This is a genomic window from Streptosporangium sp. LJ11 (assembly GCF_051918945.1).
In the GTDB taxonomy this organism is placed as follows: domain Bacteria; phylum Actinomycetota; class Actinomycetes; order Streptosporangiales; family Streptosporangiaceae; genus Streptosporangium.
In genome coordinates this window covers 1-26,541 of record NZ_JBPXMB010000023.1, presented here as the reverse complement: position 1 = coordinate 26,541, position 26,541 = coordinate 1, and the positions used below count along the sequence as shown (strand labels likewise).

Below are 26,541 nucleotides of genomic sequence, written 5' to 3'. Positions count from 1 at the left end.
AGGCGAGATCGGACCCAGGCGGGGGGAACCCGCGCGTGATCTCCATGACCACGCGATACACACAAAGACAACCTGACTCACGTAGGGAAGTGAGATTTGTGGATCCGCTGAAGGCTCTTGCTGACGCGGAGCGCAAGCCGTACTGGCTCGACAGTCCGGCGAAACCCGAGCCGCTGGCGCGGCTCTTCGGCGAGACCACCGCCGACCTGGCGGTGGTCGGCGGCGGCTTCTCGGGGCTCTGGACCGCCCTGATGGCCAAGGAACGCGACCCCTCGCTCGACGTCGTCCTCCTCGAGGGGCGCAGGGTCGGCTGGGCGGCGTCCGGCCGCAACGGCGGCTTCGCGATGGCCACGCTGACCCACGGCATCGCCAACGGGCTGGAGCGCTGGCCCGAGGAGATCTCCACGCTCGAACGCCTCGGTCTCGACAACCTCGACGAGATCGGCGAGGCGGTCGCCGGATACGGCATCGACTGCGGCTACGAGCGCACCGGCGAGCTGCACGTGGCCACCGAGCCATGGCAGCTGGAGGAGATGAACCGCAACGTCGGCGTCGCCCGCGACCTGGGCGCCCGCTTCGACGTCCTCGACGAGGAACAGGTGCGGGCGGAGGTGAACTCGCCCACGTACATCGGAGGCCACTGGGAGCGCGACGGCTGCGCCATGCTCGACCCCGCCCGGCTGGCCTGGGGGCTCCGGCAGGCCTGCCTCTCGCTGGGCGTGCGCATCCACGAGCGCACGCCGGTACGCACCATGAGGGACACCCCGACGAGCCTGGACCTGATCACCCCGCACGGCAGCGTCAGGGCGCGCAAGGTGGCGCTCGGCACCGGCGTGTTCCAGCCGCTGCTGCGGCGGCTGAGACACTTCCTGGTGCCGGTCTACGACTACGCCCTGATGACCGAGCCGCTCTCGGCCGGCCAGCTGGCCTCGGTGGGCTGGCACAACCGGCAGGGGGTCGGGGACGCGGCCAACCAGTTCCACTACTACCGGCTGACCGAGGACAACCGGATCCTCTGGGGCGGTTACGACGCGGTCTACTACAACGGCGGCATGATCAAGCCCGAGTACGAGCAGCGCGACGAGACCTTCGTCAAGCTGGCGGAACACTTCTCCACCACGTTCCCCCAGCTGTCCGGGCTGCGCTTCACCCACAGGTGGGGCGGCGTGATCGACACCTGCAGCCGGTTCAGCGCCTTCTACGGCCGGTCTCACGGCGGGCGCCTCGCCTATGCCGCCGGGTACACCGGCATGGGCGTCGGCGCGACCCGGTTCGGGGCGAACGTCATGCTCGACCTGCTCGCCGGAGAGCGGACCGAGCGGACCGAGCTGCGGATGGTCAAGGAGAAGCCCGTCCCGTTCCCGCCCGAGCCGGTCCGCTCGGCCGGGATCCAGATGACCCGCTGGTCGATCGCCCAGGCCGACCTGCACCAGGGGCGCCGCAACCTCTGGCTGCGGACCCTGGACCGGATGGGTCTCGGCTTCGACTCCTGAGGTTTCCGAGGTCCCTGAGGTTCCCAAGGGCCGTCCCCGCTCCCGCTCCGGGCTCAGGCCGGTCGGGCGGGGGCGGGGACGGCCATGGGACGGCGAAGGACGATCAGGGACGACGGGGGGACGGCATGGGACGGGCCGGAGAACGGCCGGGGCCGGGTCCGGGACCGGCGGGGGGACGCCGTTGGCTTCCGCCGCGCGGGCCGTACAGACTTGGAGCATGTCCGAAAAGGTGAAGTTCACCGCCGGAGGGATCACCCTCGTCGGCGACCTGCGGATTCCGGCGGCGCCGGGCCCGCATCCCGCCCTGGTCCTCACGGGCCCGTTCACCGGCACCCGCGACCAGGTCACCGGCCTGTACGCCGCCCGGCTGGCCGAGGCGGGATACGCGACGCTGGCCTTCGACCACCGCAACTGGGGAGAGTCGGGCGGGGAGCCGCGCAACCACGAGGACGCCCAGGGCAAGCTGGAGGACCTGCGGGCCGCGGTCTCGCTGCTGCGTTCGCGTCCCGAGGTGGACGGCGACAGGATCGGCGCGGTCGGGATCTGCCTCGGCGGGGGCTACGCGCTCAAGTTCAGCGCGTTCGACCCCCGGGTGAAGGCGTTCGCGGGCATCGCGGGGGCCTACAACAACCCCTACGGCATGCGCGCCGGGATGTCCCCCTCCGGGTACCAGGAGGCGCTGGCCTCGTTCACAGCGGTGCTGGAGCGCCAGGACAGGGGTGGTGAGGTGGAGTACCTGCCCGCGGTGGCCGAGGAGGGGGAGGCGGCGATGCCGGGCGACGAGCCGTTCGCCTACTACGGCACCTCCAGGGGCGCCTCGGAGCACTGGCGCAACGAGGTCACCCGTGCCTCCGTCCGCGAGCTGATCACCATGGACAACATGACGGGCGCCGACTTCCTGTCGCCCAAGCCCGGCCTGATCGTGCACGGCGTGGTCGACCGTTTCTGCTCGCCCGAGGGGGCCGAGGAGGCGTACCGGCGGATGGACGAGCCCAAGAGGCTCGTCTGGCTGGACGCCAGGCTGCACATCGACCTCTACGACGCCGAACCGCACGTCACCCGGGCGGTCGAGGCGGCCGCCACGTTCTTCGGCGAGCACCTCTGAACGCGATGTACGTCCTCGGGCTGGACGTCGGCGGGACCTCCTCGCGGGCCCTCCTGCTCGACGCCTCGGGGCGGCGGGCCGGGTACGGGAAGGCGCCGGGCGGCAATCCCGCGGCCCACGGCAACGCCGTCGCGGTGGCCAACATCGGCCTGGCGCTGGAGATCGCCCTGCGCGGGATCGACCCGGGCCTGGTGGCCGGGGCGGTGATCGGGCTGGCGGGCGGCGGGGCGCTGGACCGCCTGGTGTTCGACCCCATGTGGGCCGCCGCCGGCCTGCGCGTCCCGCCCCGGCTCACCGGCGACCTGGGCATCGCCTTCGCCGCCGGTACGGCGGAACCGCGCGGCACCGCGCTCATCGCCGGGACCGGGGCCATCGCCGCCAGGATCGAGGACGGCGAGCCGGTGATGATCGCCGACGGGCTCGGCTGGCTGCTGGGCGACCAGGGCTCCGGGTTCTGGCTGGGCAGGGAGGCGGCCGCCGCCGCCGCCCACGCCCTCAGCCGGGGGGACGCGGGCGGCAGGCTCACCCGCCTCGTCACCGACGCGCTCCTGGAGGACGACGTCTCGGGGCCGGTGGTCGCCGAGATGGGAGAGGGCGGCGCGGGCACGATGGAGGAGACGCGGGCACTGGCGATCAGACTGGTGGTCCGCGCGCAGTCGCGGCCCCCGCTGGAGCTGGCCCGGCTCGCCCCGCTCGTCAGCCGGGCGGCGGCGGAGGGGGACCCGGCCGCCCTGGAGATCGTGTCCACCGCGGCCCGGCTGCTCTGCGAGACGGTGGCCGAGGTCCGCCGGTCGGGCGAGACGAGCCCGATCGTGCTGGCCGGGAGCGTGCTGACCAGTGAAGGACCGGTCGCCTCCGCCGTACGGGAGAGGCTGGGTCCCTCGACGGTCCTGGCGGGCGACGGCGCGGCGGCGGCGGCGTGGCTGGCCGGCCGGAAGGCGTTCGGCTGGGACCCGGCGACCGCCGCCCGGCTGCACGCCCGCGTCGTCTCCGGAGGCTGACCGGGTTTCCTCTCCACGGTCCGGCGGGCCGGAACCCGGTCCGGGTACACACATCGATGTACGTCCCGGATGGGCCTGCGCGACGATGTCCGCGGGCCCGCCGGGCGGGATCGTGGAAGGCGTGACAAGTCGCCGCGTAGAAGTGCTCGACCTGCTCAGGGGCATCGCCGTCGTCGGCACCCTGGGCACGAACATCTGGATCTTCACCGACCCCGGCGGCCCCGCCGACGTCATGGGGGCGCTGGGCGGTCCGGGAACCGTGGAGACCCTCCTCCGCTCCCTCACCAACGGCAAGTTCCTCGCGCTGCTCACCCTGCTCTTCGGGGTCGGGCTCGAACTCCAGTACCGCTCGGCCGCCCGCCGTGGCGTGCCGTGGCCCGGCTGGTACCTGTGGCGGGCCGGGCTGCTGTTCGTCGAGGGCCTGATCCACTACCTGCTGATCTTCGAGTTCGACGTGCTGATGGGCTACGCGCTGACCTCGATCATCGTGGCGTACCTGATCGGCAGGAGCGACCGCGTGGTCAAGGTATGGATGATCACCGTTGGGACGGTGTTCGCCGCGCTGATCGGCCTGCTCACCGCCGGCATGCTCGCCGCCCCGGCGAGCACGGGCGGCGGGCCGGAGTCGTCCACGCTCTTCACCGACGGCACCTACCCGCAGCAGGTCGCCGCCCGGATCGAGATGATCGGTCTCTACCGGATCGAGATCGTCCTCATCGTCCCGATGGGCATCGTGCTGTTCCTGCTCGGCTCCCGGCTGATGCGCGCCGGGGTGTTCGAGGACTCGGAGCGGGGCGCCACGCTGCGCCGGAGGCTCATGGTCGCCGGACTCGCCGTGGCCCTGCCGCTGAACCTGGTCACCGCCTTCGCCGGCCCCGGCTGGTTCCTGGTGGACCGCTACCTGCTGCCCCCGCTGGTGGCGCTGGGCCTGCTCGGCCTCGTCGCGACCCTCGCGCGGCGGGCGACCGGCGCCCCCGGGGTGCTGAGGCGAGGGCTGAACAACGTCGGCCGTACCGCCCTGAGCTCCTACATCTTCCAGAACCTGGTCGCGTCGGCGCTCTGCTACGGGTGGGGACTCGGCCTGGCCGCGTCGCTCGACGACCTGCGGCCGTGGTGGGTACCGGCGGCCTGGGCGGGCATCTGCGCGCTCTTCATGACGCTGTCCACGCTGTGGCTGCGGCGCTTCGAACGAGGCCCCGTCGAGACGCTCTGGCAGTGGGCGTACCTGGCGCCACAGGGACGCTCGAAGAACCCTGATAAAATAGTAGAAGATTCCATAAAACGTTAGGGCAGGGTTTGTCGCGAAGGGTCGCCGGTACGGTCGCGGCCCTTCTGCTGTCCCTGATCGCCCTCGTGTACGCCCCGCTGCCGGGGCCCGACCATCACCCTGCCGTCCCCGGCGCCGCGATCACGCTGGCCAGCGGGGTCGGCTTCGCTCCCGCGACCCCTCACGCGCCGGCCTGCGACCTGTGCCCGCCCGGCCCCGGCCTCGCGCCGCCCGGCCGGTCGGTGAGGGTCGCGCCCCTGCCCGCCTGGCCGGTCCCGGCCACGCACACCCTGTACGACGAGAGCTCTCCCCGAGCGCCTCCGTCAAGCGATCAGCAGAGGTTCCTGCCCGAGATCGTTTGACGGAGGTTTTTTCATGTTCCACGAATGTGTGTCCGCCATGCCCGCGATCGTCTCGGGGGGAGGGCCGAATGGCACTGGGTGACGCTCTCGTCGCGCTCGGCGGCTCCTTCCTCGCCGCCGGGATCATCGCCAGGCTCGGCACCCGGATAGGGCTGCCGACCATCCCCCTGTTCATGCTGGCGGGCATCGTCTTCGGCCCGCACACGCCCGGTCTCGCCCTCGTGGAGAATCCGGCGGACCTGAAGGTCGTCGCCGCGCTCGGCCTGATCTTCCTGTTGTTCCACCTCGGCCTGGAGTTCTCCCTCGACGACCTGGTGTCGGGAGGCAGGCGCCTGGTGCCGGCCGGGGTCGGCTACATCGTGCTCAACGTCGGCGGCGGCCTGGCCTTCGGGTTCGCCGTGGGCTGGGGGACCAGGGAGGCCATGGTCCTGGCCGGGGTGATCGGCATCTCCTCCTCGGGATCATCGTCGTCGAGGACGTCTTCCTCGCGCTCTACCTCGCCGTGCTGCAGCCGGTCCTCAGCGGAGCCGACGCCATCGGCGCCTTCATGATCGGTCTCATCCTGAGCTCCAGCAGGGCCGCCCCGCGCATCCGGCAGCTCGTCCATCCGCTCAGGGACGCCTTCGCCGCGCTGTTCTTCTTCGCCTTCGGCCTGTCCATCGAGCCGGGGGACATGTTGTCGGTGGCCTGGCCCGTCACGATCGCGGTGCTGGTCACGGTGGTGCTCAACGTCGTGGCCGGGGTGCTGGCGGCGAGGCTCAACGCGTTCGGCCGGCCGGAGGCGGTCAACATCTCGCTGACCGTGCTCTCGCGCGGCGAGTTCGCCCTGGTCCTGGCCACCATGGCGCTGGCCGCGGGGCTGGACGGCAGGCTCGCCCCGTTCATCGCCGGGTACGTGCTCGTCCTCGCCCTGCTGGGCCCGCTGGTCGCGAGCCGCTCCGAGCAGATCGCCCGGCTGCTCCCCGGAGGGCGGCGCGACGCCGAGGCGGCGGATTCGGCCGGGGCCGGGGACCGGCAGCCGGTTCCCTGGGACAGGCCCGCTAGGAGGCCGCCGAGGTTCCCGCTCCGGTGGCCTCCCCGGCGAGAGCCCGCCGGCCGCGCCGCCGCAGGATCACCACCGCTCCCGCCGCCGCCACGACCAGCACGCCCGCCCCGGCGAGCCACGGCCACGGAACGGTCGTGCCGGCACCGGCCGCGAAGGAGGTGTCCCACAGCCTCACTGTCTTGTCGTCGCCACCGGTGGCGAGGATCTTCCCGTCGGGAGCGAAGGCGGCCGACCAGACCGGACCCGCGTGGCCGGTGAGCGGGTCGCCGATCGGCCGCCGGGTCGCCAGGTCCCACAGCCGGACGACGGAACCGGTGCCCACGGCCAGGGTTGCGCCGTTCGGGCTGAGCGCGACGGTGTGGATCTCGTCCGGATGGCCGGTGAGAGGGGCGCCGATCGGCCGGCGGGTCGCGACGTCCCACAGGATCACCGTCCTGTCGCGGCCGCCGGTGGCGAGGGTCCTGCCGTCGGGACCGAAGACGACCGACCGCACCAGATCGGTGTGGCCGGTGAGGGGGGCGCCGATCGGCCGGCGGGTCGCGACGTCCCACAGGATCACCGTCGCGTCGTCGCCGGCGGTGGCGAGGGTCCTGCCGTCGGGGCTGAAGGCGACCGACTGCACCCAGTCGGTGTGGCCGGTGAGGGGGTCGCCGGTCGGCTGCCGGGTCGCGACGTCCCACAGGATCACCGTCTTGTCGGCGCCGGCGGTGGCGAGGGTCCTGCCGTCGGGGCTGAAGGCGACCGACCGTATCCAGTCGGTGTGGCCGGTGAGGGGGTCGCCGGCCGGCTGCCGGGTCCGTGTGTCCCACAGGATCACCGTGTGGTCGCCGGAGTCGGTTCCCTCGCCGTTGTTGCCGCCACTGGCCAGGAGCCCGCCGTCCGGGCTGAACGCCATCGCCTCCACCGCCCTGGTGTGGCCTTTCATCGGGTCGCCGACCGGCCGCCGGGTCCGCGCGTCCCACACGATCACCGCGCCGTCGCCGTCGCCGCCTGCCAGCGTTCCGCCGTCGGGGCTGAACGCCACGACGTTCACCCTCTCGGTGTGCCCCCTGAGCTGGGCGACGCCGGTTGTTCTCGCGGGGTCCGGCGCGGGCCGGAACAGGTAGGCCGCGGTGGCGGCGGTGACCAGGATCGCCGCGGCCACCGCGATCGCGGGGCGGAGCCCGCGCCGGGGGGTACGCGCCGGGACCCGCGCGGGCTCGGTGGCGGCCGGAGAGGTGGTGGGGGGCGGGGCGCTGGGGGACATAGGGGACACGGCGGACACTGCGGTGAACGGCAGGGTGACGGGCCGTACCTCCTCCTGGCGCGCGGTGGCGTACGCCTCGGCCGGTGAAGGAGACGGGGGAGGAGCGGGTGCGGGGGGAGCGGCGCGGTCGGCGATCCGGGTGTCGCCGTCGTCCGGTCCCGGCCCGGCCGAGGATTCGTCTCCCGGCCCGGCGGAGGGTTCACCGGATGCCGGCCCGGCGGCGATCCCGGCGAGCGCGGCTGCGGCCTGGGAGCCGGTGAGGCGTAGGGCGGGGTCCTTGCGCAGCAGCCCTTCCAGAACGGGCGCCAGAGGACCGGCGTGCACGGGCGGGACGGGCGGCCGGGTGGCGATCGAGACGTAGATCGACGCGTGCGTCGTGCCGCTGAACGGACGGTGGCCCTCGACCGCGGCGTACAGGGTGGCGCCCAGCGACCACAGGTCCGACGCCGCGGTGGCGGGGTGGCCGTTGATCTGCTCGGGAGAGATGAAGGCCGGGGTACCCAGGGTGACGCCGGCGCCGGTGAGGGTGACGTCTCCCTCGACGGCGGCGATCCCGAAGTCGGTCAGCACGACCCGCTCGCCTTCGAGCAGGACGTTGGCGGGTTTGATGTCGCGATGGGTGATCCCGGCGGCGTGTGCGACCGTCAGCGCCGCGAGAATCTGCCCGCCGATCGCCGCCACCCGCTGGGGCGGCAGGCGCCCCCGGGTTCTCAGCACCTCGTCCAATGAGGGCCCGTCGACGATCTCTGTCACGATCCACGGGCGGCCGTCGGCCTCGACGACATGGTCGTGAACGGTGATGATCGCCGGATGTTTCAACTGCGCCGCGGCGCGGGCCTCACGCTGCATCCGCTTGTAGAGCGTCTCGCGCGCGGAAACGTCCAGATGATCGGGGAGGATGAGTTCCTTGACCGCCACCTGGCGGTGCAGGCTCTCGTCCCGCGCCCGCCACACCGTGCCCATCCCGCCGCGGCCCAGCACGTTCATCAGCCGGTATCGCCCGGCGACCAGCCTGCCCGCGTCGTTCGCCACGATAAGACCTTAACGACGGCATGGTGTGATAAGCCGTAAAGGGGAACTGATCGTAACCGTGATGATGCCGAGCGTGGGCCGTCCGATCGGCGCGGCCGTCACGTGAATTCTCGAGAACCCCCGGGGTGACCTCGGGAGATTCCGGCCTCCTAGCCGTCTGCGGCGGTGCGGCGTCCGATGATGGGGCGCAGCACGTCCAGCACCGTCGCGTCCTCGATGGTCGAGGGGGCGGGCTCGTCGGAGCCCTCCGCGATACCGCGCATGGTCTTGCGCAGGATCTTCCCCGACCGGGTCTTCGGCAGGGCCGGGACCACGTCCACCTGCCGGAAGGCCGCCACGGCGCCCACCTGCTCGCGGACGGCCAGGACCAGCTCGGCCCGCAGGGTCTCCAGGTCGATCTCCGACCCGCTCTTCAGCACCACGAAACCGCGCGGCACCTGCCCCTTAAGCTCGTCGGCGACCCCGATGACCGCGCACTCGGCCACCGCCGGATGCGCGGCGAGCACCGCCTCCATGGACCCGGTCGACAGCCGGTGCCCGGCCACGTTGATCACGTCGTCGGTGCGGCCCATCACGAACAGGTAGCCGTCCTTGTCGAGGTGGCCGCCGTCGCCGGTCAGGTAGTGGCCGGGGAAGGCCGACAGGTAGGACTTCACGTAGCGCTCGTCGTCCTGCCAGAGGGTGGGAAGGGTGCCCGGCGGGAGCGGGAGCCGGATGCAGATCGCCCCCTCCTCTCCCGGGGCGCACTCGTCGCCGGAGGGCCTCAGCACGCGCACGTCGTACCCGGGGACGGGCACGGTGGGGGAGCCGGGCTTGACCGGCATGGGCTCCAGTCCGCGCAGGTTGGCGGCGACGGGCCAGCCGGTCTCGGTCTGCCACCAGTGGTCGACGACCGGCACGCCCAGCCTGTCCGCCGCCCAGTGGTAGGTGTCGGGGTCGAGACGCTCACCGGCGAGGAACAGCGTCCGCAGCGACGAGATGTCGTACCCGCCGAGCAGGGCCGCCTCCGGGTCGGCCTTCCTGATGGCGCGGAACGCGGTCGGCGCCGTGAACAGCGCGTTCACCCGGTGCTCGGCGATCACCCGCCAGAACGCGCCCGCGTCGGGGGTGCCGACCGGCTTGCCCTCGTACAGCACGGTCGTGGCGCCGCGCAGCAGCGGCCCGTACACGATGTAGGAGTGCCCGACGACCCAGCCGACGTCGGAGGCCGCCCAGAACACCTCGCCCGGCGCGATGTCGTAGACGTTGGCCATGCTCCACAGCAGCGCCACCGCGTGCCCGCCGTTGTCGCGCACGACGCCCTTCGGCAGGCCGGTCGTGCCGCTGGTGTAGAGGATGTAGAGCGGGTCGGTCGCCCGCACCGGCACGCATTCGGCCGGTTCGGCCTTCGCGCTCGCCCAGTCGACGTCCCGCCCCTCCACCAGCTCGGCGGGGGCCTGCTCGCGCTGCAGGATCACGCAGTGCGCGGGCGCGTGCGCGGCCAGCCCCAGCGCGGCGTCGAGCATCGGCTTGTACGGCACCACGCGCGAGGGCTCGATCCCGCAGGAGGCCGACACGACCACCTTGGGGCGCGCGTCGTCGATCCTGGCCGCCAGCTCCCTGGGCGCGAACCCGCCGAACACCACCGAGTGCACCGCCCCCAGCCGCGCGCACGCCAGCATGGCGATCACCGCCTCGGGCACCATCGGCATGTAGACCACCACCCGGTCGCCCTGCTCCACCCCGAGCGAGCGCAGCACGCCGGCGAACCTGGCGACCTCGTCGCGCAGCTCGGCGTAGGTGTAGCGCCTGCCGGTGCCCGTCACCGGGCTGTCGTGGACCAGCGCGAGCCGGTCGCCGTGACCTGCCTCGACGTGCCGGTCCAGCGCGTTGTGGCAGGTGTTCAGCTCCCCGTCGGGAAACCACCGGTAGAAGGGCGGCGCCCCCGCGTCCAGCACCTCGCGCGGCGGCCTGCTCCAGGTGACCGCCTCGGCGGCCTCGGCCCAGAAGTCCTCGGGATCGGCGATGCTGCGGGCGAAGGCGTCAGCGTACGACATCAGGCCATCATGCTCTTTCCCGGACTCCCGGGTCGAGGCCCCTCTCCGGAGCGGGCATCGATCCATAAGCACACGACAGCAGGACCTCACCCACCTCTCCGTGACCGTGTTGACGCGCGGTATGCGGACGCCGGTGAGCACCGTATGGATGCCGGCCTCGGCCGGGATCTCGTCCATGAGTTCCGGGCAATTCCCGTCCCGCTCTTGGATCAGGTGGCGCGCTCGGCAGCCCGCGTCCTCCGGATCCGTCTTAAGAATTTCCCAGATGGCAGAGGGCGCGACCTTGATACCGAGGATGGCCGGTTCGCCGTGCACGCGCCGGTGACCCCATGACGGATTCTCTTCAACCAGCCGTAGAACGAGAGCACGGACAGAGCGCGCAGCGGGCGGCCTTCCGGGCCGCTTCTTCCGGCATATGCGAGCACGGCGCTTCATGACCGGACCGCGGTGCCGGCGCCCTGGATGACAAGCCTGGGTGTGGGTGGAGCGACGGGGCTGGACCTATGATTTCGACGCATGTGGATGCGTTGGTCGGCTGCCGTGATTTTCGTGTTGTTTCCGACGGTGTCGGCGTATTTCGGGGGAGCACTTATCTCGATTACCGGGCTGTTTTATTATGACATGTCCGTGCGTGATGGGATCGGGATATTCGCGCTGGCGCAAGGACTCGGCGTCGGGTACCTGAACCCGGCGGTCTTCGATGTGGCGGTGGCGGTGCTGCGCGTGGAAATTTTCACGATCGGTTTCGCGGTGCCGGCGGTTCTGGTTGTCGCGGCGTTGCTGTGGCGGGAACGTCGCTTCACCAGGCTCGTGGTCTGGCTGCTGGTCGTCCTTTCAGTGGCGAATCTCGGCGCCAACCTGGTTGCCCTTTTCTCGGATCTGTCGGTGTGCCCGCCGTTGGGTGACCATGACTCCGCCTGCTACCGGGGCGCCGGGGCGACACCGTTCTTCCTCTACGCCCCGGCCTACGCCCTCGCCGCCTACCTGCTGGCGGCCCTCACCACTGCCAAGGCCGGCGCTGACGCCACACGACCATCCGTCCCGTGATCCCCCTGGACCACACCGATCCTGGCAGGACCTCCCTCGGCCGGGCCGTTGTCCGGTCGCCGACCAGCTCGCCAGGCACGGTCGGCATGGAAGATCACGGATGTCAAGATTTTAATAAAGAATCTTAACCGAATGGCTGGCCGGGCAGGGCATGCCCGACCCGGAGTGCGGTCTCCGGTGGACTCACATGGTGGACGCGTCCATGGTCGAGTTCGGCGACGGCGAACCCGAGTACTTCACCGAGGTCCGCCTGACACCCGCGCTACGGGCCACGTCCACCGGCGACGAGCTGATCGACGAGGTGCTGCTGCGGCAGCCGTTCGACTGGTCGGGCGAGGGCCTGGGCAGCGGGATCGACGGGTGGTCGGCCATGCTGCCCTCGCACCGCGAGGTGGTGGTCGTGAACATGCTGCCGTTCGTGCTCCGCGGCCGCTGGTACGCGAGCGTGACCCCGGCGGAACTGTCCCGCCTGGCCGCCTGCGACGGCCCCGTGAGCGAGGCGACGGCGGTGATCATCGCCTTCCTGCTGGGGAGCGGCGTGCCCAGGACGATCCCGGTGGTGCTGCGGATGGCGGCCAGGGGCGACCTGCCCGCCGAGACGATCGGCCGCCAGCTCGCGTTGGTGCTGCGCCGCACCTGGCTGGAGACCCGCCCCGCCATCGCGGCCCTGACCGAGCTGGCCGACGCCGGCGGCCACCACGAGGTGTGGCGCATCCTGCGGGCTCTGCTGCCCGGGATGTTGCCGGGCGAGGGGCGGCGCATCACCGTGACCCACACCGAACTCGTCGCCTTCGCCACCGACGTGGCACGCTGGACCGGCGCGCGCGGGGAGATCCCGGTCGTCGCCGAGTTCGCGCGCAGCCGCCGGACGATCCGCTTCGTCCACGAGTGCAAGCGCCTTCACGCCCAGCTCACCGGTGCCACGGCATGAGGACGGCGTGTCGGGCGAGGTCACGCCGTCCTCGCCCGACACGCCGGTCCGGCTGGGGGATCAGGTGATTCCGCTCGGTTCGGCGGGGGCGGTGTAGCGGGCCTCGATGAGCTCGCGTACCCGTTTCCTGGCGTCGTCGACGGAGTCGCCGGGATCCTGCTCGACCTGGGCCACCTCGGCCGACAGCTCCTCGTCCTTGACGCTGTCCGCCAGCCAGCGCGAGTAGTCACCCCGGCGCAGGTGGTAGGTCCACGTCTCCTCGTCGACGCCGTCGGCGATGCGGCAGAACGCGGTCAGGTTGTCGGCCCGCAGGTTCAGCACGTTCTCGGGGCCGCGGAAGTAGAAGCTGGCGTCCTCTCCGAGCTCGCCGGCCGCGTACTTGCGGCGGTGCCTCTGGCGTTCCTCCTCCGGCGGGGCCAGCCTCACCCTGACCGGCTCGCCGCCGAGCCGCCAGAACAGCAGTTCCCCGGTCGGCAGGTCGGGAAGATCCCGGCCGGGAGCGTCGTGGCCGGTGGCGGCGGCGAACGCGCCCAGGACGCCCCCGGGCTCGTCCCCGACCGCGACGACCGTGTCGAGGGTCTGGACGACCGCCTCGCTGACCGCCTCGGGATGCACGGTGACCAGCAGGATCCCGCCTATCTCGCGCAGCATCCCCACCGACCGCAGCTTGAACCCGTCGGGCATCATGTGGTGGGCCTCGTCGACCACCAGCCAGTGCGGGTGCCCGGAGCCGGCCGGCAGTGCCGACAGGCGGGGCAGGAAGTCCTGGAAGAAACCGGGCCGGTCGTCGAGGGGTACGCCCAGCAGGTTGACCACGACGCTCTGCTCGGGGTCCTGCAGCACCTGGAGGATCTCCTCCTGGGTGGGCGCGCGCCGGACGTCGCCGAGCACGGACGCGCCCTCGACCCCGTCGGTGTAGTCGCCCTCGGGGTCGATCAGGCAGAACTGGTAGCCCGCCCTGGTGATCCGCTCCAGCAGCGCGGCGGTGACGGTGGACTTGCCGCTGTGCGAGGGCCCGGCGACCAGCATGCGCACGCCGTGCGGCGGGAACCGTACCTCTCCGCCGTCGTCGGTGCCCAGCAGCAGGTGGTGGCGCGTCACGTCCACGTCGGCCAGGTCGGTCTCCACGATCCGGTCGATCAACTCGACGACCCCGGCGCCGCGCTCCCGTTCGGTCACCAGGTCACACCGTTCCTTGACGGCGGGGAGCGCGTTGGCCACCGCCACCGCGCACTCGCAGGCGGCCAGGAACGCGTGGTCGTTCTCGGCGTCGCCCACGCCGACCACGCCGTGGGCCGACATCTCCAGCTCGGCCAGGGCCGCGGCCAGGCCGGTGGCCTTGTTGACACCCGAGGGCAGGACCATCACCGCGCCCTTGTTGAAGATGACCTGCATCTCCAGCCCGAGCTCGCGGATGGCGGTGAGAACGGTCTCGGCGTGGGGTTCCAAGGTGGAGACGATCGCCGAACCGACACTGAGCGGCTCCACGCCCAGCTCGCGCAGCCGCTCGACGAAGGCCTCGGGCGGCGCCTCCGCGAGGGTCGAGCTCTCCTGCTCGCCGGGACGGTGGAGCACGGCCCCGTTCTCGGCGACGACCAGGTCGAACAGGTCCAGTCGCTCGAAGTCCCGGGTGAGCGAGTCGACCTCCCTGCCGGTGACCATCACCAGCCGCCGCCCCGATCGGGCGAGGCGTTCGAGCGCGTCCAGGGTGTCGTCGTCGACGTGGCCCTCGGCGGCCAGCGTTCCGTCGTAGTCACAGGCCAGAACGTGATAGCGCATGCCGGGCCACTTACCCCGCCCCAGGGAGGGAAACGGGGTCCGAGGTGAACTTCTCCTGGCAGGAGGATGTTCCGGTGGCGGAACGAGATCCCTGACACGCCTGGCGTGAGCCGGATCCGGTCGGCTCGCGTGCCGGAGGAGGCGCCCACCGGCGTGCTCGATGACGGCGCACACGATCGTCATGGGATGGGCCGGGAGCACGGTGATCCTCCGGCCCGCGGGTCAGCCGGACACGTTCCGGCGGCGGACGAGAACGAACATGATCCCGATGGCGGCCACCGCGGCGGCGGCGATGATGCCGATCTGGAGGGGGAGGTCGTCGGACGAGTTCTCCTGGGCGGCGCGTTCGGCCAGTGCCGTGGTGGACGCCGGCGCGGCCGCCTTGGGGAGCACGATGTCCTGGGCCTTCACGGTCGCCGACTTGCGGACCTCGGCGGGCTTGGTGACGGTCACGGCGACCTTCCACTCACCCACGGGGAGCGGCTCGGCCGCGTTGTAGAGGTTCTGGCCCTCGGGCGCCGACTTCAGCGGGATCGGGCCGAAGGTACGGCCGTCGGGTGCCGTCGCGAGCAGGGTCGCCGCGACGATGTCGGTGACCGGGCGGCCGTCCTTCTTCCAGGTGACGAGCACGTTGACATTGCGGCCGCCGTCCCCGACGACCTCCAGCGCGAGGGGTGAGCCGGGCGCGGCGGAGGCGGCCGGGGCGCCGAGCAGCAGCCCGAGCCCGGCCAGCAGGACGGCCGCGGCGTATCTCAGGGCCTTGTTCACTGGCGTGGTTTCCTTCCGGGTTCGGCGGCGGCGGGTCCGGTGGGGCCCGCCGCCGCCGGAGCGCGAAACGGGGTGCCCGCGTCGCGGGGCACCCCGACTACGGATCCATCGGGGGCGCCGGGCTCATGGAGAGAGCCCGGCACCCCCTGGTCGGGGCCGTGACCCCACTTATACGGGCTTGCCGCCGTTCGCGACGATCAGGGCGTTGGCGTCACGCAGAAGCGTGGCCTTCACCGTCGGGTCGGAGACGACCTTCCGGTCCTTGACCTCCTTGATGAAGTGCTCGAGCTCCTTGACGACCTTCTTCTTGTCCGGTCCGGGCTTCTTGTCCTCGGCCCTCATGACCTTGCAGATCTTGTCCTGAAGCTTCTTGGCGCTCTTGGCGGACAGCTGCCCGGCCGCCTTGAAGCGCTCGATCAGGGCGGAGATGTCCTTGGTCGAGGTGACCGTCTTGAACGCGACCGACTGCTCGTGGACGCCGCCGGACTGGGTCTCGACGGTGACGGTGAGCGTGTGCTCGCCCAGGGCCAGCGTGTGGAGCGGCTGGACGGTCCCGGACGTGAACGGCCGGCCGTCCAGCTTGCCGGTCACGGTCTTGACCCCGGTTCCGGTGACCTCCCAGGCGATGGTCAGGTCCTTGCTGTCGCCGTACTCGGTGCCGTCCGCGACACCGGAGATGAGGATGGTGGGCTCGGCGCCGTCCTCGATCTTGATGGTCGCGGCCTTGGTCTCCTCGACGTTGCCGGCCTTGTCGGTGGCGCGGTAGCGCAGCTCGTGGTCGCCGACACCGATGACGTCGACCGTCGTGGTGTAGGGCGTCCAGTCGCCGCTGTCGAGGGCGTACTCGATCTTCTCCACGCCGGACGTCGCGTCCGTCGCGGCGAGGGTCACCGGCACGGTGTCCTGGCCGACCGGGAGGAAGTCCGCGGTGGTGACGGGCGCGGTCGCGTCGACCTTGACGGCGAGCGTCCTGGTCTCCTCGACGTTGCCCGCCTTGTCGACGGAACGGTACGCCAGGGTGTGGTCACCGTCACCGGTGATGACCACCGGCTCCAGGTACGTGGTCCAGGCGCCGCCGTCGAGCTGGAACTCGGTCTTGTCGACGCCGCTGCCCTGAGCCTCGTCGGCGCCGGCCAGCGCGACCTGGACCAGGCCGGTGAACCACCCGTTCGCCGGCTGGGCCGGGTCGGGGGTGGCCGTGGTCACCGGGGCGGTCGAGTCGGCCGTTCCGCCACCGTTGAGGCGGAAGTAGTCGAACTTGACCGTCTTGGACGCCTGCTGGGAGGTGCCGATGGCGTACACGCCGATCTTGCCGTCGCCGACGGCGGTGTTGGTCACCGCCTCCGCGAACTCGGTCCACGTGGTGCCGTCGGAGGAGTAGGACCCCTTGAAGGCGGTGCCCTCCTTCTTCAGGCGGAGGTGCCAGACGCCCTGGGTGAGCGAGCCGATCTGCGGCTGCGGGTTCAGGACGGTTCCGGCGACCTCGCTGCGCAGCTCGATCCGCCGCGACACCGCGGAGCCCGCGGCGTTGTCCATGACGTAGTCGAGCTTCACGTAGTCGTCGTCACCGGCGTAGACGATCAGGCCGCCCTGCTGGTACTGCTCGTTGAGCGCCGATCCGTCGATCTTCGTCTCCAGCGTCCAGTCGCCGCTCGGCGCCGTCTGCAGGATGAAGTTCTTCGGAGCGGAGTTGCCGGTCCCGAAGATGTCGCCCGTCTGGGTGTCGATCTCCAGGTTGCCGCCGGTGACCCTGGCGGTCGAGCTGTCACCACGGACGATCGCGTCCCAGCGGCAGGTGTCGATCGACGAGCCGTCGAACTCGTCGCTCGGCTCGGGCTTGCTCGCGGTGTCGTCGGGGCTGATGTGGAACCAGTCGAAGGACGCGTCGACCACCGGGCGGGTGCCCGTGCTCGCCAGGGAGAGCAGGCCGATCCTCGGGTTGGTGATCCCGGCGAGCGCCTTGGTCTGCGGCATCGCCGTGAACGTGGTCCCATCCGGCGAGTAGTGGGCGGTGAGGTTGGTGCCGTCGCTCATGAACCGCACGTACACCGTGTCGGGGTAGGCGTCCCCGAGGTTGGCCGTGTTGCTCTGCGTCACCTCGTTGGGGGTGCCGTTCTCCTCCCGGATGAACTGGAAGACGCGGGCGGCGTGGTCGTTGGTCCCCCGTGCCTGAAGCACCATCTTGGCGTAGTTGTTGTCGTCGCCGTACACGATCAGACCCGCCTGCTGGTACATGTCGCGGGCGTTCAGCGTGACCTTGGTGGTGGCCGTCCAGGCTCCCTGCGGCACGGGCTGGAGGACGATGTTGGTCGTGGTGCCGGCACCGGTGCCGTAGATCTCGGTGAGCGATGTCGGCAGGACGAGCTTGCCGTCCGCGACCTTGAGGTTCTGGTCCTCACGGACGACCGACCAGCGGTCCCGGTCGAGTTCGGCGCCCAGGAAGTCGTCGGAACGACCGGTGAGGCACGCGGTGCTCGGCGGGTCCACCTTGATGGAGATCGTCTTGCTCGTCGAGGCACCCTTGGTGTCGGTCACGGTCACCGTGGCGGTGTACGTGCCGGGCGCGTTGTAGGTGTGGCTCGCGTCGGCGGTGGCCGGCTCAGGCGAGCCGTTCACGCCGAAGTTCCACTTGTACGTGAGCGGGATGTTGCCGTCGGGGTCGGTGGCGGTCGAGGTGAAGTCGACCTTCAGCGGGGCGACGCCCGTGACCGGGGTCGCCGACGCGGTCACCGTCGGGCGCTGGTTGTCGGTGGCGCCCTGGCCGATGAAGTCGACCCAGTTGACGTTGAGCAGGTAGGCGTCGTTGGCCGCGCTCGCCGGCTTGCGCACGATGAAGAACAGCGGGCCGGTCGTCGCCGGGACGTCGGTCAGGTCGACCGTGACGTCCTTGTACGTCTGCCAGCCGCCGGTCGGCGTGATGTCGACCGAGCCCACCAGGGTCCCGGTGTCGGCGTTGCCCGTCTTGATCTGCACGGTGCCGCCGGCGCCGCCCGAGGAGACCCGGAACCGCACCTGGGTGATGCCGCTCAGGTTGATCGGGGTGTAGGCCCAGTAGTCGCCGTCGTTGGTGAAGGCGATGCTCTGGTTGCCGCCCTGGGGGTCGGTGGCGGCCTCGGCCTGGACGCCGGGGGTGTCGGTGCCCGTGCCGTCCGCGACCCGGCCGGTCGACGAGAAGTGCTCGGCCTGCTTGCGCTTGGGCTGGAGGATGGCCTCGGCCCGCCCGGTCAGCGACTGGGCGCCGCCCGCGCCACCCTTGTCGGCGTAGGTGGCCTCAAGGATGTAGAACAGGTTGTCGTCGATGCCGTGTCCGCTGTCGGACAGCGTCTGGATGGTGCCCTCGCAGCCCTCGTGCTGGTCGAGCGGGTGACCGTGGCTGTCGTGACCCAGGTACGCCTGGATCTGGACCTTGTCACAGTCGATCGTGCCGTCCTCGGCGTCGGTGACCACGATCTTGTAGTTCACCTGGTCGCCGAACTCGAAGAACGCGCCGTTCGGCGGCAGCTCGAAGGTCACCTTCGGGCGGGTGTTGCCCGCCGTGATCGGCAGGTTCGCCGTGCCGGTGAGGCCGTCGGGGTTGCTGACGGTCAGGACCGCGCTGTACTGCCCGGCCTGGGTGTAGGTGTGCGAGGGGTTGGCGTCGGTCGAGTCGGTGGTGCCGTCGCCGTCGAAGTCCCACGCGTAGGTGATCGGCCTGCCGTCCGGGTCGTTCGACCCCTGGCTGGAGAACTGCACGGTCAGCGGGGCCGGGCCGTCGGTCTTGTCCGCGGAGACGCGGGCGACCGGCGGGCGGACGCCCTTGACGTACTCGATGCGGTAGATGCCGGAGTCGGCGTTGTCGCCGCCGAAGCCGGAGCCCCACTCGATCAGGTACAGCGCGCCGTCGGGACCGAACTTGATGTCCATGGGGCGCTTGAAGCTCATGGCGCTCAGGATCTGGTTGATCTTGATCTGGGCGTTGCCGGCCTCGTTGAGCTGGAACGAGAACATCTTGTTCGTGTTCCACTCACCGAAGATCGCCTTGCCGTCCCAGTAGGCCGGCCACTTGACGGTCGACTGCAGGTCGGCGTCGTAGCGGTAGACCGGGCCCGCCATCGGCGCGCCGCCGTTGAGCTCGGGGAAGGAGTTCGGGTTGGTGGCGCTGGTGTACGGGATCGACGCCGCGATCGCCGGGGGCAGCGTGGTCAGGCCGGTGTTGTTGGGCGAGTCGTTCACCGGCGCGGCGCAGTTGAACGCCGAGCCCGACGCCTTGGTGGCGAAGTTGTAGTCGATGTACGGCGTGTTGTCGCCCACGCAGAACGGCCAGCCGTAGTTGCCCGGCTTGCTGACCAGGTTCCACTCGACGGTGCCCCGCGGACCGCGGGTGGCGCTCGCGGAGCCCGCGTCGGGTCCGTAGTCGGCCACCATCGGGAAGCCGGTCTTCGGGTCCAGGCCCATGCGGAACGGGTTGCGGAAGCCCATGGCGTAGATCTCGGGCTTGGTCTTGTCCGTGCCCGGGGGGAACAGGTTTCCGGCCGGCACGGTGTAGGTGCCGTCGTCCTGCGGGGTGATGCGCAGCAGCTTGCCGCTCAGGTCGTTGGTGTTGCCCGAGGTGCGCTGGGCGTCCCACGAGGACCGGCCGGCCTGCTCGTCGATCGGCGTGTAGCCGTCCGAGGCGAACGGGTTGGTGTTGTCACCGGTGGCCAGCCACAGGTCGCCGGTCTTGTGGTCCATGAGCATGCCGCCACCGTGGTGGCAGCACTCGGCCCGCTGCACCGGCACGTTGAGGACGACCTTCTCGCTCGAGAGGTCGAGCGTGTCGCCGTTGACCGTGAACCGGCTCAGCCGGTCGACGTTCTGGCCCGTCGGCGAGTAGAAGAGGTACAGCCAGTTGTTGGTGGCGAAGTCCGTGTCCAGCGCCAGGCCGAGCAGGCCGCTCTCGTTGGCGGTGAACACGTTCAGGCGACCGGCCGTCACGGTCGAGCCGGTGGTCTTGATGATCTTGACGTCGCCCAGGCGGTCGATGTAGAAGACCCGGCCGTCCTTGGCGATGTCGGTCATCATCGGGTTCGCCGTGTTGTCGTCGAGGGTGACCTTCTCGAAGCTGCCGCTCTGCGAGGCCGAGCAGTCGGCCTTCTCGGCGCCCGCGGCGGTCTTGATCCCGCCGAGGAGCATCTTCAGGAAGTTCGGCTCGGCGAAGCTCTCCTTGGTGTGGCCGAGGCCGGTGTACCAGGAGCGTCCGCCGTCGTAGTCCTGACACCAGGAGATCGGGTGGTCGATGCCCTGCGTGGAGCCGGTGTAGGACTTCTGGTTCATCGACTGCAACACGTGCACGTTGTTGCGCGGGTTGGCCTGGAAGTCGTACCACTCGTCGACGCGGGTCCACGAGGTCGGCAGGTGCGAGGTCGACGGGTGGGCGAGGTCCTCGGTGAGGACCGTCGCCTGCTGGGTCGCCGGGTGCGACTTGAAGTACGCGCCGACGAGCTTGCCGTACCACTCCCAGTTGTAGCCGCTGTCGGAGGCCGCGTGGATGCCGGCGAAGCCGCCGCCGTTCTGGATGTAGCGCTCGAAGGCGGCCTTCTGGTCCGGCGTGGTGACGGGGTCACCGGTCGTGGACATGAAGATGACGGCCTGGTACTGCGCCAGGTTGGCGTCGGTGAACTGGGCGCTGTCCTCGGTCGTGTCGACCGCGAAGTTGTTCTCCTGGCCGAGCTTCTGGACGGCGGCGATTCCCTCGGGAATCGAGTCGTGCCGGAAGCCGCTGGTCTTGGAGAAGACCAGGACCTTGAAGGCGGGGTCGGCGGCGTTCGCCGACGACGCCAGGGCCGGCCCGCCGGCGGCGTTCGCCGGCGGCGTCAGGAATGTGAAGACGGGTATCAGGGGCACGACGATGGCCAGGGCCATCGCCGCCGCCATCCGGCGTAGGGAGCGGTTTTCGGTTATCGGCAGGCTCTTCGAGAGCCTGGCCCACGTTCGAGAACGTGGTGACATGATGATCCCTTTCCTGACTTGGGGGGTCGTCAGGCAAAGCGCGCGCCGCCGCACTGGTGCCACTTGTTGCATGAGGTTGGGTACTGCGGTGACTGGAGGGTGCCGCCTCCAGGCTTGTGGGGGACCCGTCAGCCGGTCGACAGCCGGGGTAGCGGATCCGTGATGAGGGTCGGGTGGTCGATGAGCCGGTTGATCACCATGTCCGCGGCGCCCCGTGAGGCGGCGCCGAAGCCGAGGTCGGAGGCGACGAACCGGCACCGGTTGGCGGAGCGGGCCACGACGAGCCGTTCCAATTCCGCCTGTGCGTGGGGCAGCAGCCATTCGGCGAGCGTGGCGAAGTAGCCGCCGACGACGATCATTCGCGGGTTGAACAGGTTGGCCAGGATCGAGCCGCCGAGCCCGAGCCACCGCCCCACCTGCGCGACCGCGTCCATCATCCGGCGGTCGCCCGCGGCCAATCCTCTGGCGATCTCCGTCGCGTGCTCCTCGGGGTCGGACACCGGCAGGTCGGCCGGCCGGTAGGCATGGTCGGGCATGGCCGTCCGTACCAGCGCCGCCAACCCCACCTTGGTCTCCCAGCAGCCGTGCCGCCCGCAGCCGCAGCGGGCGCCGCCCGGGTCGACCGGCAGGTGCCCGACCTCGCCGGAGAAGCCGTCCGCGCCACGGAGCAGCTTGCCGTCGACGAAGATGCCGCCGCCCACGCCGACCTCGCCGGTCAGGTAGACGAGATGGGGGGTGCCGGCGGCGACGCCGGAGGTGTGCTCGGCCACGGCCGCGAGGTTGGCGTCGTTGTCCACCAGCACTGGAACGCTCCACGGGCCGAGTGCGGCCGACAGCCGTGCCGCCAGCGGCAGGTCGCGCCAGCCCAGGTTGGGTGCGAACGTGACGACGCCGCGTGCCACGTCGACCAGGCCGGGGACCGCCACCCCGAGACCGGCGGGGACGGCCTCGGCCCGCTTCATCTCCTCGACGGCCTCCAGGGCCATCCTGCCGAGCACGCGCAGTGCGCGGTCCGGCCCGCCGGCCATCGCGTCGAAGCCGGTTCTGCGCTCCACGAGGACCCGGCCGCCGAAGTCGGACCCGTGAATCGAGATGTGGTCGACGTTGATCTCCAAACCCAGCGCGCCGACATGCGCGCCGTGCAGCGCCAGGGGGCGCCGGGGACGGCCGATCGCGCCGACGTGCTCCATGTCGATCTCCTGGACGAGTCGTCGGTCGATCAGCTGAGACACCAGGTTGGAGACCGTGGCCCGGTGCAGTCCCGTCACCTCCGCGATGTCGGCCCGGGACTGGGACGCGCGGTCACGCAGGTGGCGCAAGATCAACGAGAGGTTCGTCTGGCGCATCATGGGCGAGCTGGTCGGTAGGGCGGTGCCGGCGGCGTACATGACGTTGTACTCCTGGGTCACGCGAGTCACCGCCTTTCGTTTGTCTCAGCGATCAACTATTGGGGTTTTTAACATGCATGTGTCCGATGTGCACCTTGTTGAGAGGTAACGAGTTGACATCTTCGAACATGCGCAGGTAGATGGCGTGAGGGTTTTGTTATCAAGTTGTTATGTTTGTAATTTTCACTCTCCCGGCCGGTGCGCCCGGAAGGCGCCGGGGTGCGTGCGGGAGGGCGGCGAAGGAGCCGCCGCGAGCCGTGAGCGAGCCATGAACGACGCGAGCCACGGGCGAGCCGGGAACGACGCGAGGCATGAGCGAGCCATGAACGAGTCGCGCGCCCGGTCAGGTGACGGTGACGGCGCCGGAGGTGCCGTCGACGGTGACCTCCTGGCCGGTGGTGATGTGCTCGGTCGCCCCGCTCACCCCCACCACGGCCGGGATCCCGTACTCGCGGGCCACCACGGCGCCGTGGGAGTTGGCGCCTCCCATCTCCATCACCAGGCCGCCCGCGGTGAGGAACAACGGAGTCCAGCCGGGGTCGGTGGAGGGGCAGATCAGGATCTCCCCGGGCTCCAGGTGCGCGCCGACCGGGTCGAGGACGACCCTGGCGACACCGGTGACGGTGCCCGCCGAGGCCGGGGTGCCGGTCAGCGCCCCGTCCACCGGTGTCCGTACGGCGACGGCCTCCGGCTCGGTGCCGTCCGACAGCAGGACGCGGGGGACGTGCCTGCGGCGCAGCTCGCGGGCGGCCTCCTCGCGCCGCCGCGCCACGAGGTCCGTCAGCGCGGGTCGTGCGGCACCGGCCGTGGCCGGGGCTTCGCGGGAGGGCGGAGTCGAGGCCTCCCGGGAGGGCGCGGCGAGGGCCGCCCTGGCCTCGCGGAAGGTGAGGAAGAAGACGTCGTCGGCACGGGACAGCAGCCCGCGCGCCGCCAGCTCGACGCCGACGGCCAGCAACTCGGTCCGCATCGCGGCCAGCGCGGTCACCATGGCGTACTTGGGCATCTCGCGCAGACCCGCCAGCGCCCGCGTCCTGCCGAGCGCGAAGCGGACGAACCGCCCGCGAAGGCCTCCGGCGCGTCCGCTCAAGGTCTTGATCATGAGAACGGCCTCGGCGGCGCCCTTGGCGAACAGGGCGTCCGGAGCCAGGGCCGGGTCCTCCAACCGCAGGTAGTTGGCGAGGACGCCGACGATGTGGGTCGGATCCTCCGACCAGCGCGGTAGCCCGAGATCGATCTCGGCGACCGCCCTGACGCCGTAGACGGACAGGAAGTCCGCCAGGCCCCTCTGCGCGACGCCGGGAAGCGATCCGGCGCGGAAGCGCTCGGCCAGCTCGGCGGCGGGGGTGCCCAGCAGCAGGGAGGTGGTTTCGCGGTCCTCGCGTATGCGGGTGGCCAGCCGCCACAGCGCCAGGTCCATCTCGGTGGTCACGTTGTGCGGGAGCCCGCGCAGGACCGTCTGCAGCTCGCCGGGCCCGACCCGGTCACCCAGCGCCTTGGCGGCCAGCCCGAGCATCGCGAACCCGGCCGCCGCCGCCGGGGCGACGGTCGGCAGCAGGGGGAAGACCTGGTGGCTCAGCACCCGCTCGACGTGGTCGAGACGCTGGGCCGGGGTGGCGTCCCCGGGCGCGGCCAGCTCCCTCCGGAGGCGCGCGTCCAGCACCTTCACGTCCCGGTGCGCCGACGCGGGGTCGAGCAGGGCCCGTACGGCGCGCTGTGGGACGCGGAAGCGGGACGCGATCCTGAACGCCCGGCGCAGGGGCGGGCGGAGCGAGGGCTGGGTGACGCCGAACCGGGGATCGTCGAGCAGGCCGCGCAGCACCTTCGCCGACCGTGCCTCCATCACGTCGAGCACCTTCGGGAAGGCCACGCGGCCCACCCTGCCGCCCATCAATCCGGTGATGTCGAAGAACAGCCGCCCGCCCGACTCCGCGATGACGGGGGCACCGGCCACCCGGTCGGCCACCGGGATCCCCAGCATCTCGAACACCGACGACGACAGCAGCCTGAAGGCCGACATGCCCATGGGGGTGATCGGCCGGTAGAGGCCCTGCGCCAGGCTGAAACAGAAGTAGATCCGCGCGCCGCCGGGCTCGGAGCCTCCGCGCCGCGGGTCCAGGGCGCCGGTTTCCCCCGCGCCCGCGTCACCCGGCACGGACAACGGGTCCGCGGGCGGCTCCGCGTGGTGGGGGATCGGATAGAGCGTGGTGATGGGACGCGACTGGGTCAGCCAGAGGACGCCATCGGAGTCGATCGCCCACTCGGTGTCCTGGGGCGCACCGTAGTGCCGCTCGACCCGGTCACCGAGCTCGGCCAGCGCCGCCAGCTGCGCGTCGGTGACACAGGCGTTCTCCGTGAACTCCGTGGACTCCGTGGACTCCGTGGACTCCGTGGACTCCGGGGAGGCCGCGGGGTTCGCGGGTGCTTCGACGTGCTCGACGCCGCCGCCCGCCAGCGACCGTACGGCCAGCCGCTTGTCGCCGAGGCGGCGTTCGGTGATCCGGCCGGTGGCGGTGTCGACCACGAAGTGGTCGGGGTTGACCGCGCCGGAGACCACTGCCTCGCCGAGACCGGGACTGGCGTCGATCACCGCCTCGCGCCGCCGTCCGGTGACCGGGTTGGCGGTGAACATCACCCCGGCCACCTCCGACTGGACCATCTCCTGGACGACCACCGCCAGGCGCACCGTGTCGTGGCCGATGCCGTTCGCGGCCCGGTAGGCGACGGCCCGGTCGGTCCAGAGCGAGGCCCAGCACCGCCGGACCGCGTCCAGCACGGCGTCGGCGCCGATCACGTTGAGGTAGGTGTCCTGCTGCCCGGCGAAGCTGGCGTGCGGCAGGTCCTCGGCGGTCGCGGAGGAGCGGACCGCGACGGGACCGTTCGCGCTGTCGCGTACGGCGCTCGCGATGTCGTCGGGGACCGGCGCGGTGAGCACGAGCTCGCGGGCCTTCGCGGCCAGCGCGTTCAGGGCGGGGGCGTCCCCGGCGGCCGTCGTGGCGAGCGTCGCGAGCACCTCCTCCAGCCCGGCTCGCTCGGTGACCCTGCGGTAGGCCTCGGTGGTGACGCACAGGCCGGGGGGGACGGGAAACCCGGCGGTGGTGAGCACGCCGAGATTGGCGGCCTTGCCGCCGACGAGGGGCAGCATCTCCGCCCCGATGTCATCGAATCTCAGGATGAGCGGCTTGGGCATGGGTGCGTCGTCTCCTTGAGGCTTCGCCGAGAAGCGTCATGGCCCGGGTCACGAGCTCGCGTTCCTCGGCGGTCAGATGGGCCGTGACTTCGAGCTGGGCGTCGGCCCGGACGCGCTCGAACGTGCGGAGAAAGTCCGCTCCGGCCGGGGTGAGGGTGATTCGCCGCACCCGCCGGTCGCCGGGATCCTCCCGGCGGTCGGCCAGCCCTCGCCGTACGAGCTGGTCGACCAGGCGGCTGGTGGCCGAGACGGACCGGCTGACCCGCTCGGCGAGTTCGCGGAGCGTCGGGGCGACCGGTTCGTCGAGGAGGTAGAGCGTGGCGATCTGGATCATGGAGGGCTCGTCGCCCTCGAAGCCGTTCAGCATGTGGAGCAGCAGGCCGGGGATCAGCGCCCGCCGGAAGTCGCCGATGTCGTCGGCCAGCCGGTCGCGCTCCGCGCCGTCCACGGGGTCCATCGGACAACTCCTTGCATCAATGCAACTAATGCGTTGTCGCAAGGCTAAGCCGGAGGGGAGGAGAAGTCAACAAGTGATGAAATTAGCCCACGGCCTTCCGCCGATCTCGCGTGGTGTCCGGTCCGCGGGCGAGAGGGGCCCGGGTTCGTGGCGCACGCACGGTTCCCCGCGGGGTGCCGTCCGGCACGGCAGTGGACGCGGAGGTGAGAACGGCGCCGGGATACGGCATCGGGATGCAGGGCCGGGATGCAGGCCGGGCACAGGCCGGGTACAGCACGAAGCCGGCCCCCTGGGGAGCCGGCCGGGTTCGAGCGTGGGAGACCGATCGGGTCGGTGTCGGGTCGGTGTGCGGAGAGGGGGTTAGAAGGCGTCGCCCCAGCGGCCGCAGTCGTCGAACTTGTCGGTGCCCTCGCAGACGCGGATCTTGAAG

16 protein-coding genes and 1 pseudogene are annotated in these 26,541 nt (G+C 71.1%); 9 read left to right on the top strand and 8 right to left on the bottom strand.

The genetic code is table 11. From position 1 onward, the window contains the following. Positions 1 to 98: 98 nt before the first annotated feature. From ACTOQ3_RS30305 to ACTOQ3_RS30275, 7 genes and pseudogenes are all read left to right on the top strand, one after another. The gene (locus ACTOQ3_RS30305; protein ID WP_440086984.1) at positions 99 to 1,493 is read left to right on the top strand and encodes an NAD(P)/FAD-dependent oxidoreductase; all 1,395 of its coding nucleotides are present in this window, start codon (positions 99 to 101) and stop codon (positions 1,491 to 1,493) included. A gap of 217 nt (positions 1,494 to 1,710) precedes the next feature. Beyond that, entirely contained in the window at positions 1,711 to 2,598 is an 888-nt protein-coding gene (locus ACTOQ3_RS30300; protein ID WP_440086852.1) for an alpha/beta hydrolase, read from the top strand. A gap of 5 nt (positions 2,599 to 2,603) precedes the next feature. Beyond that, positions 2,604 to 3,599: an N-acetylglucosamine kinase gene (locus tag ACTOQ3_RS30295; RefSeq protein WP_440086851.1), complete on the top strand. Its 996-nt coding sequence runs from the start codon at positions 2,604 to 2,606 to the stop codon at positions 3,597 to 3,599. 121 nt (positions 3,600 to 3,720) lie between these two features. After that, a complete protein-coding gene (locus ACTOQ3_RS30290) occupies positions 3,721 to 4,887 on the top strand; it encodes a DUF418 domain-containing protein (RefSeq protein WP_440086850.1) in 1,167 nt (388 codons plus the stop codon). 8 nt (positions 4,888 to 4,895) lie between these two features. Next, on the top strand, positions 4,896 to 5,228 hold the full coding sequence (locus ACTOQ3_RS30285) for a hypothetical protein (RefSeq protein WP_440086849.1): 333 nt from the start codon (positions 4,896 to 4,898) through the stop codon (positions 5,226 to 5,228). A 68-nt stretch (positions 5,229 to 5,296) separates the two neighbouring features. After that, positions 5,297 to 5,779, top strand: a complete 483-nt coding sequence (locus ACTOQ3_RS30280; RefSeq protein WP_440086848.1) for a cation:proton antiporter — start codon at positions 5,297 to 5,299, stop codon at positions 5,777 to 5,779. After that, a pseudogene (locus ACTOQ3_RS30275) lies at positions 5,731 to 6,096 on the top strand (cation:proton antiporter domain-containing protein); the annotation flags it as partial. The gene ACTOQ3_RS30280 and the pseudogene ACTOQ3_RS30275, both read left to right, overlap by 49 nt. 172 nt (positions 6,097 to 6,268) lie before the next feature. Here the strand turns inward: ACTOQ3_RS30275 and ACTOQ3_RS30270 are convergent. Together ACTOQ3_RS30270 and ACTOQ3_RS30265 are read right to left on the bottom strand one after the other, a co-directional pair. Continuing rightward, positions 6,269 to 8,551, bottom strand: coding sequence for a WD40 repeat domain-containing serine/threonine protein kinase (locus ACTOQ3_RS30270; protein ID WP_440086847.1), 2,283 nt, complete (start codon positions 8,549 to 8,551; stop codon positions 6,269 to 6,271). 149 nt (positions 8,552 to 8,700) lie between these two features. Beyond that, complete coding sequence (locus tag ACTOQ3_RS30265) at positions 8,701 to 10,587, bottom strand: propionyl-CoA synthetase (RefSeq protein ID WP_440086845.1); 1,887 nt, start codon at positions 10,585 to 10,587, stop codon at positions 8,701 to 8,703. Positions 10,588 to 11,103: 516 nt separating this feature from the next. On the opposite strand from ACTOQ3_RS30265, the gene ACTOQ3_RS30260 reads away from it, so the two are divergent. After that, a complete protein-coding gene (locus tag ACTOQ3_RS30260) occupies positions 11,104 to 11,634 on the top strand; it encodes a hypothetical protein (RefSeq protein WP_440086844.1) in 531 nt (176 codons plus the stop codon). Between the two features lie 187 nt (positions 11,635 to 11,821). After that, the gene (locus ACTOQ3_RS30255) at positions 11,822 to 12,565 is read left to right on the top strand and encodes a hypothetical protein (RefSeq protein ID WP_440086843.1); all 744 of its coding nucleotides are present in this window, start codon (positions 11,822 to 11,824) and stop codon (positions 12,563 to 12,565) included. Between the two features lie 60 nt (positions 12,566 to 12,625). Here the strand turns inward: ACTOQ3_RS30255 and ACTOQ3_RS30250 are convergent, their stop codons facing one another. The 6 genes from ACTOQ3_RS30250 to ACTOQ3_RS30225 all read right to left on the bottom strand — a co-directional run bounded on the left by ACTOQ3_RS30250 (position 12,626) and on the right by ACTOQ3_RS30225 (position 26,111). Then, positions 12,626 to 14,344: an HAD-IIB family hydrolase gene (locus tag ACTOQ3_RS30250; protein WP_440086842.1), complete on the bottom strand. Its 1,719-nt coding sequence runs from the start codon at positions 14,342 to 14,344 to the stop codon at positions 12,626 to 12,628. A 222-nt stretch (positions 14,345 to 14,566) separates the two neighbouring features. Next, positions 14,567 to 15,112, bottom strand: coding sequence for a hypothetical protein (locus ACTOQ3_RS30245; protein ID WP_440086841.1), 546 nt, complete (start codon positions 15,110 to 15,112; stop codon positions 14,567 to 14,569). Positions 15,113 to 15,280: 168 nt separating this feature from the next. Then, positions 15,281 to 21,004 carry a ThuA domain-containing protein gene (locus tag ACTOQ3_RS30240; protein WP_440086840.1) on the bottom strand — a complete coding sequence of 1,908 codons (5,724 nt, stop codon included), beginning with the start codon at positions 21,002 to 21,004 and terminating at the stop codon, positions 15,281 to 15,283. Positions 21,005 to 21,207: 203 nt separating this feature from the next. Continuing rightward, entirely contained in the window at positions 21,208 to 22,497 is a 1,290-nt protein-coding gene (locus ACTOQ3_RS30235; protein WP_440086839.1) for an ROK family protein, read from the bottom strand. A 313-nt stretch (positions 22,498 to 22,810) separates the two neighbouring features. Beyond that, on the bottom strand, positions 22,811 to 25,654 hold the full coding sequence (locus ACTOQ3_RS30230; RefSeq protein WP_440086838.1) for a PEP/pyruvate-binding domain-containing protein: 2,844 nt from the start codon (positions 25,652 to 25,654) through the stop codon (positions 22,811 to 22,813). Continuing rightward, a complete protein-coding gene (locus ACTOQ3_RS30225; protein ID WP_440086837.1) occupies positions 25,623 to 26,111 on the bottom strand; it encodes a MarR family winged helix-turn-helix transcriptional regulator in 489 nt (162 codons plus the stop codon). Before ACTOQ3_RS30225 ends, ACTOQ3_RS30230 begins: the two co-directional genes overlap by 32 nt. Between the last annotated feature and the right edge of the window lie 430 nt (positions 26,112 to 26,541).

What these genes read in the sequence shown, in the direction of transcription:
- ACTOQ3_RS30240 (WP_440086840.1), bottom strand. Translation starts at nt 21,004, where the DNA reads ATGGCGGCGGCGATGGCCCTGGCCATCGTCGTGCCCCTGATACCCGTC.
- ACTOQ3_RS30260 (WP_440086844.1), top strand. Translation starts at nt 11,104, where the DNA reads ATGTGGATGCGTTGGTCGGCTGCCGTGATTTTCGTGTTGTTTCCGACG.
- ACTOQ3_RS30300 (WP_440086852.1), top strand. Translation starts at nt 1,711, where the DNA reads ATGTCCGAAAAGGTGAAGTTCACCGCCGGAGGGATCACCCTCGTCGGC.
- ACTOQ3_RS30255 (WP_440086843.1), top strand. Translation starts at nt 11,822, where the DNA reads ATGGTGGACGCGTCCATGGTCGAGTTCGGCGACGGCGAACCCGAGTAC.
- ACTOQ3_RS30250 (WP_440086842.1), bottom strand. Translation starts at nt 14,344, where the DNA reads ATGCGCTATCACGTTCTGGCCTGTGACTACGACGGAACGCTGGCCGCC.
- ACTOQ3_RS30280 (WP_440086848.1), top strand. Translation starts at nt 5,297, where the DNA reads ATGGCACTGGGTGACGCTCTCGTCGCGCTCGGCGGCTCCTTCCTCGCC.
- ACTOQ3_RS30230 (WP_440086838.1), bottom strand. Translation starts at nt 25,654, where the DNA reads ATGCCCAAGCCGCTCATCCTGAGATTCGATGACATCGGGGCGGAGATG.
- ACTOQ3_RS30265 (WP_440086845.1), bottom strand. Translation starts at nt 10,587, where the DNA reads ATGTCGTACGCTGACGCCTTCGCCCGCAGCATCGCCGATCCCGAGGAC.
- ACTOQ3_RS30225 (WP_440086837.1), bottom strand. Translation starts at nt 26,111, where the DNA reads ATGGACCCCGTGGACGGCGCGGAGCGCGACCGGCTGGCCGACGACATC.
- ACTOQ3_RS30295 (WP_440086851.1), top strand. Translation starts at nt 2,604, where the DNA reads ATGTACGTCCTCGGGCTGGACGTCGGCGGGACCTCCTCGCGGGCCCTC.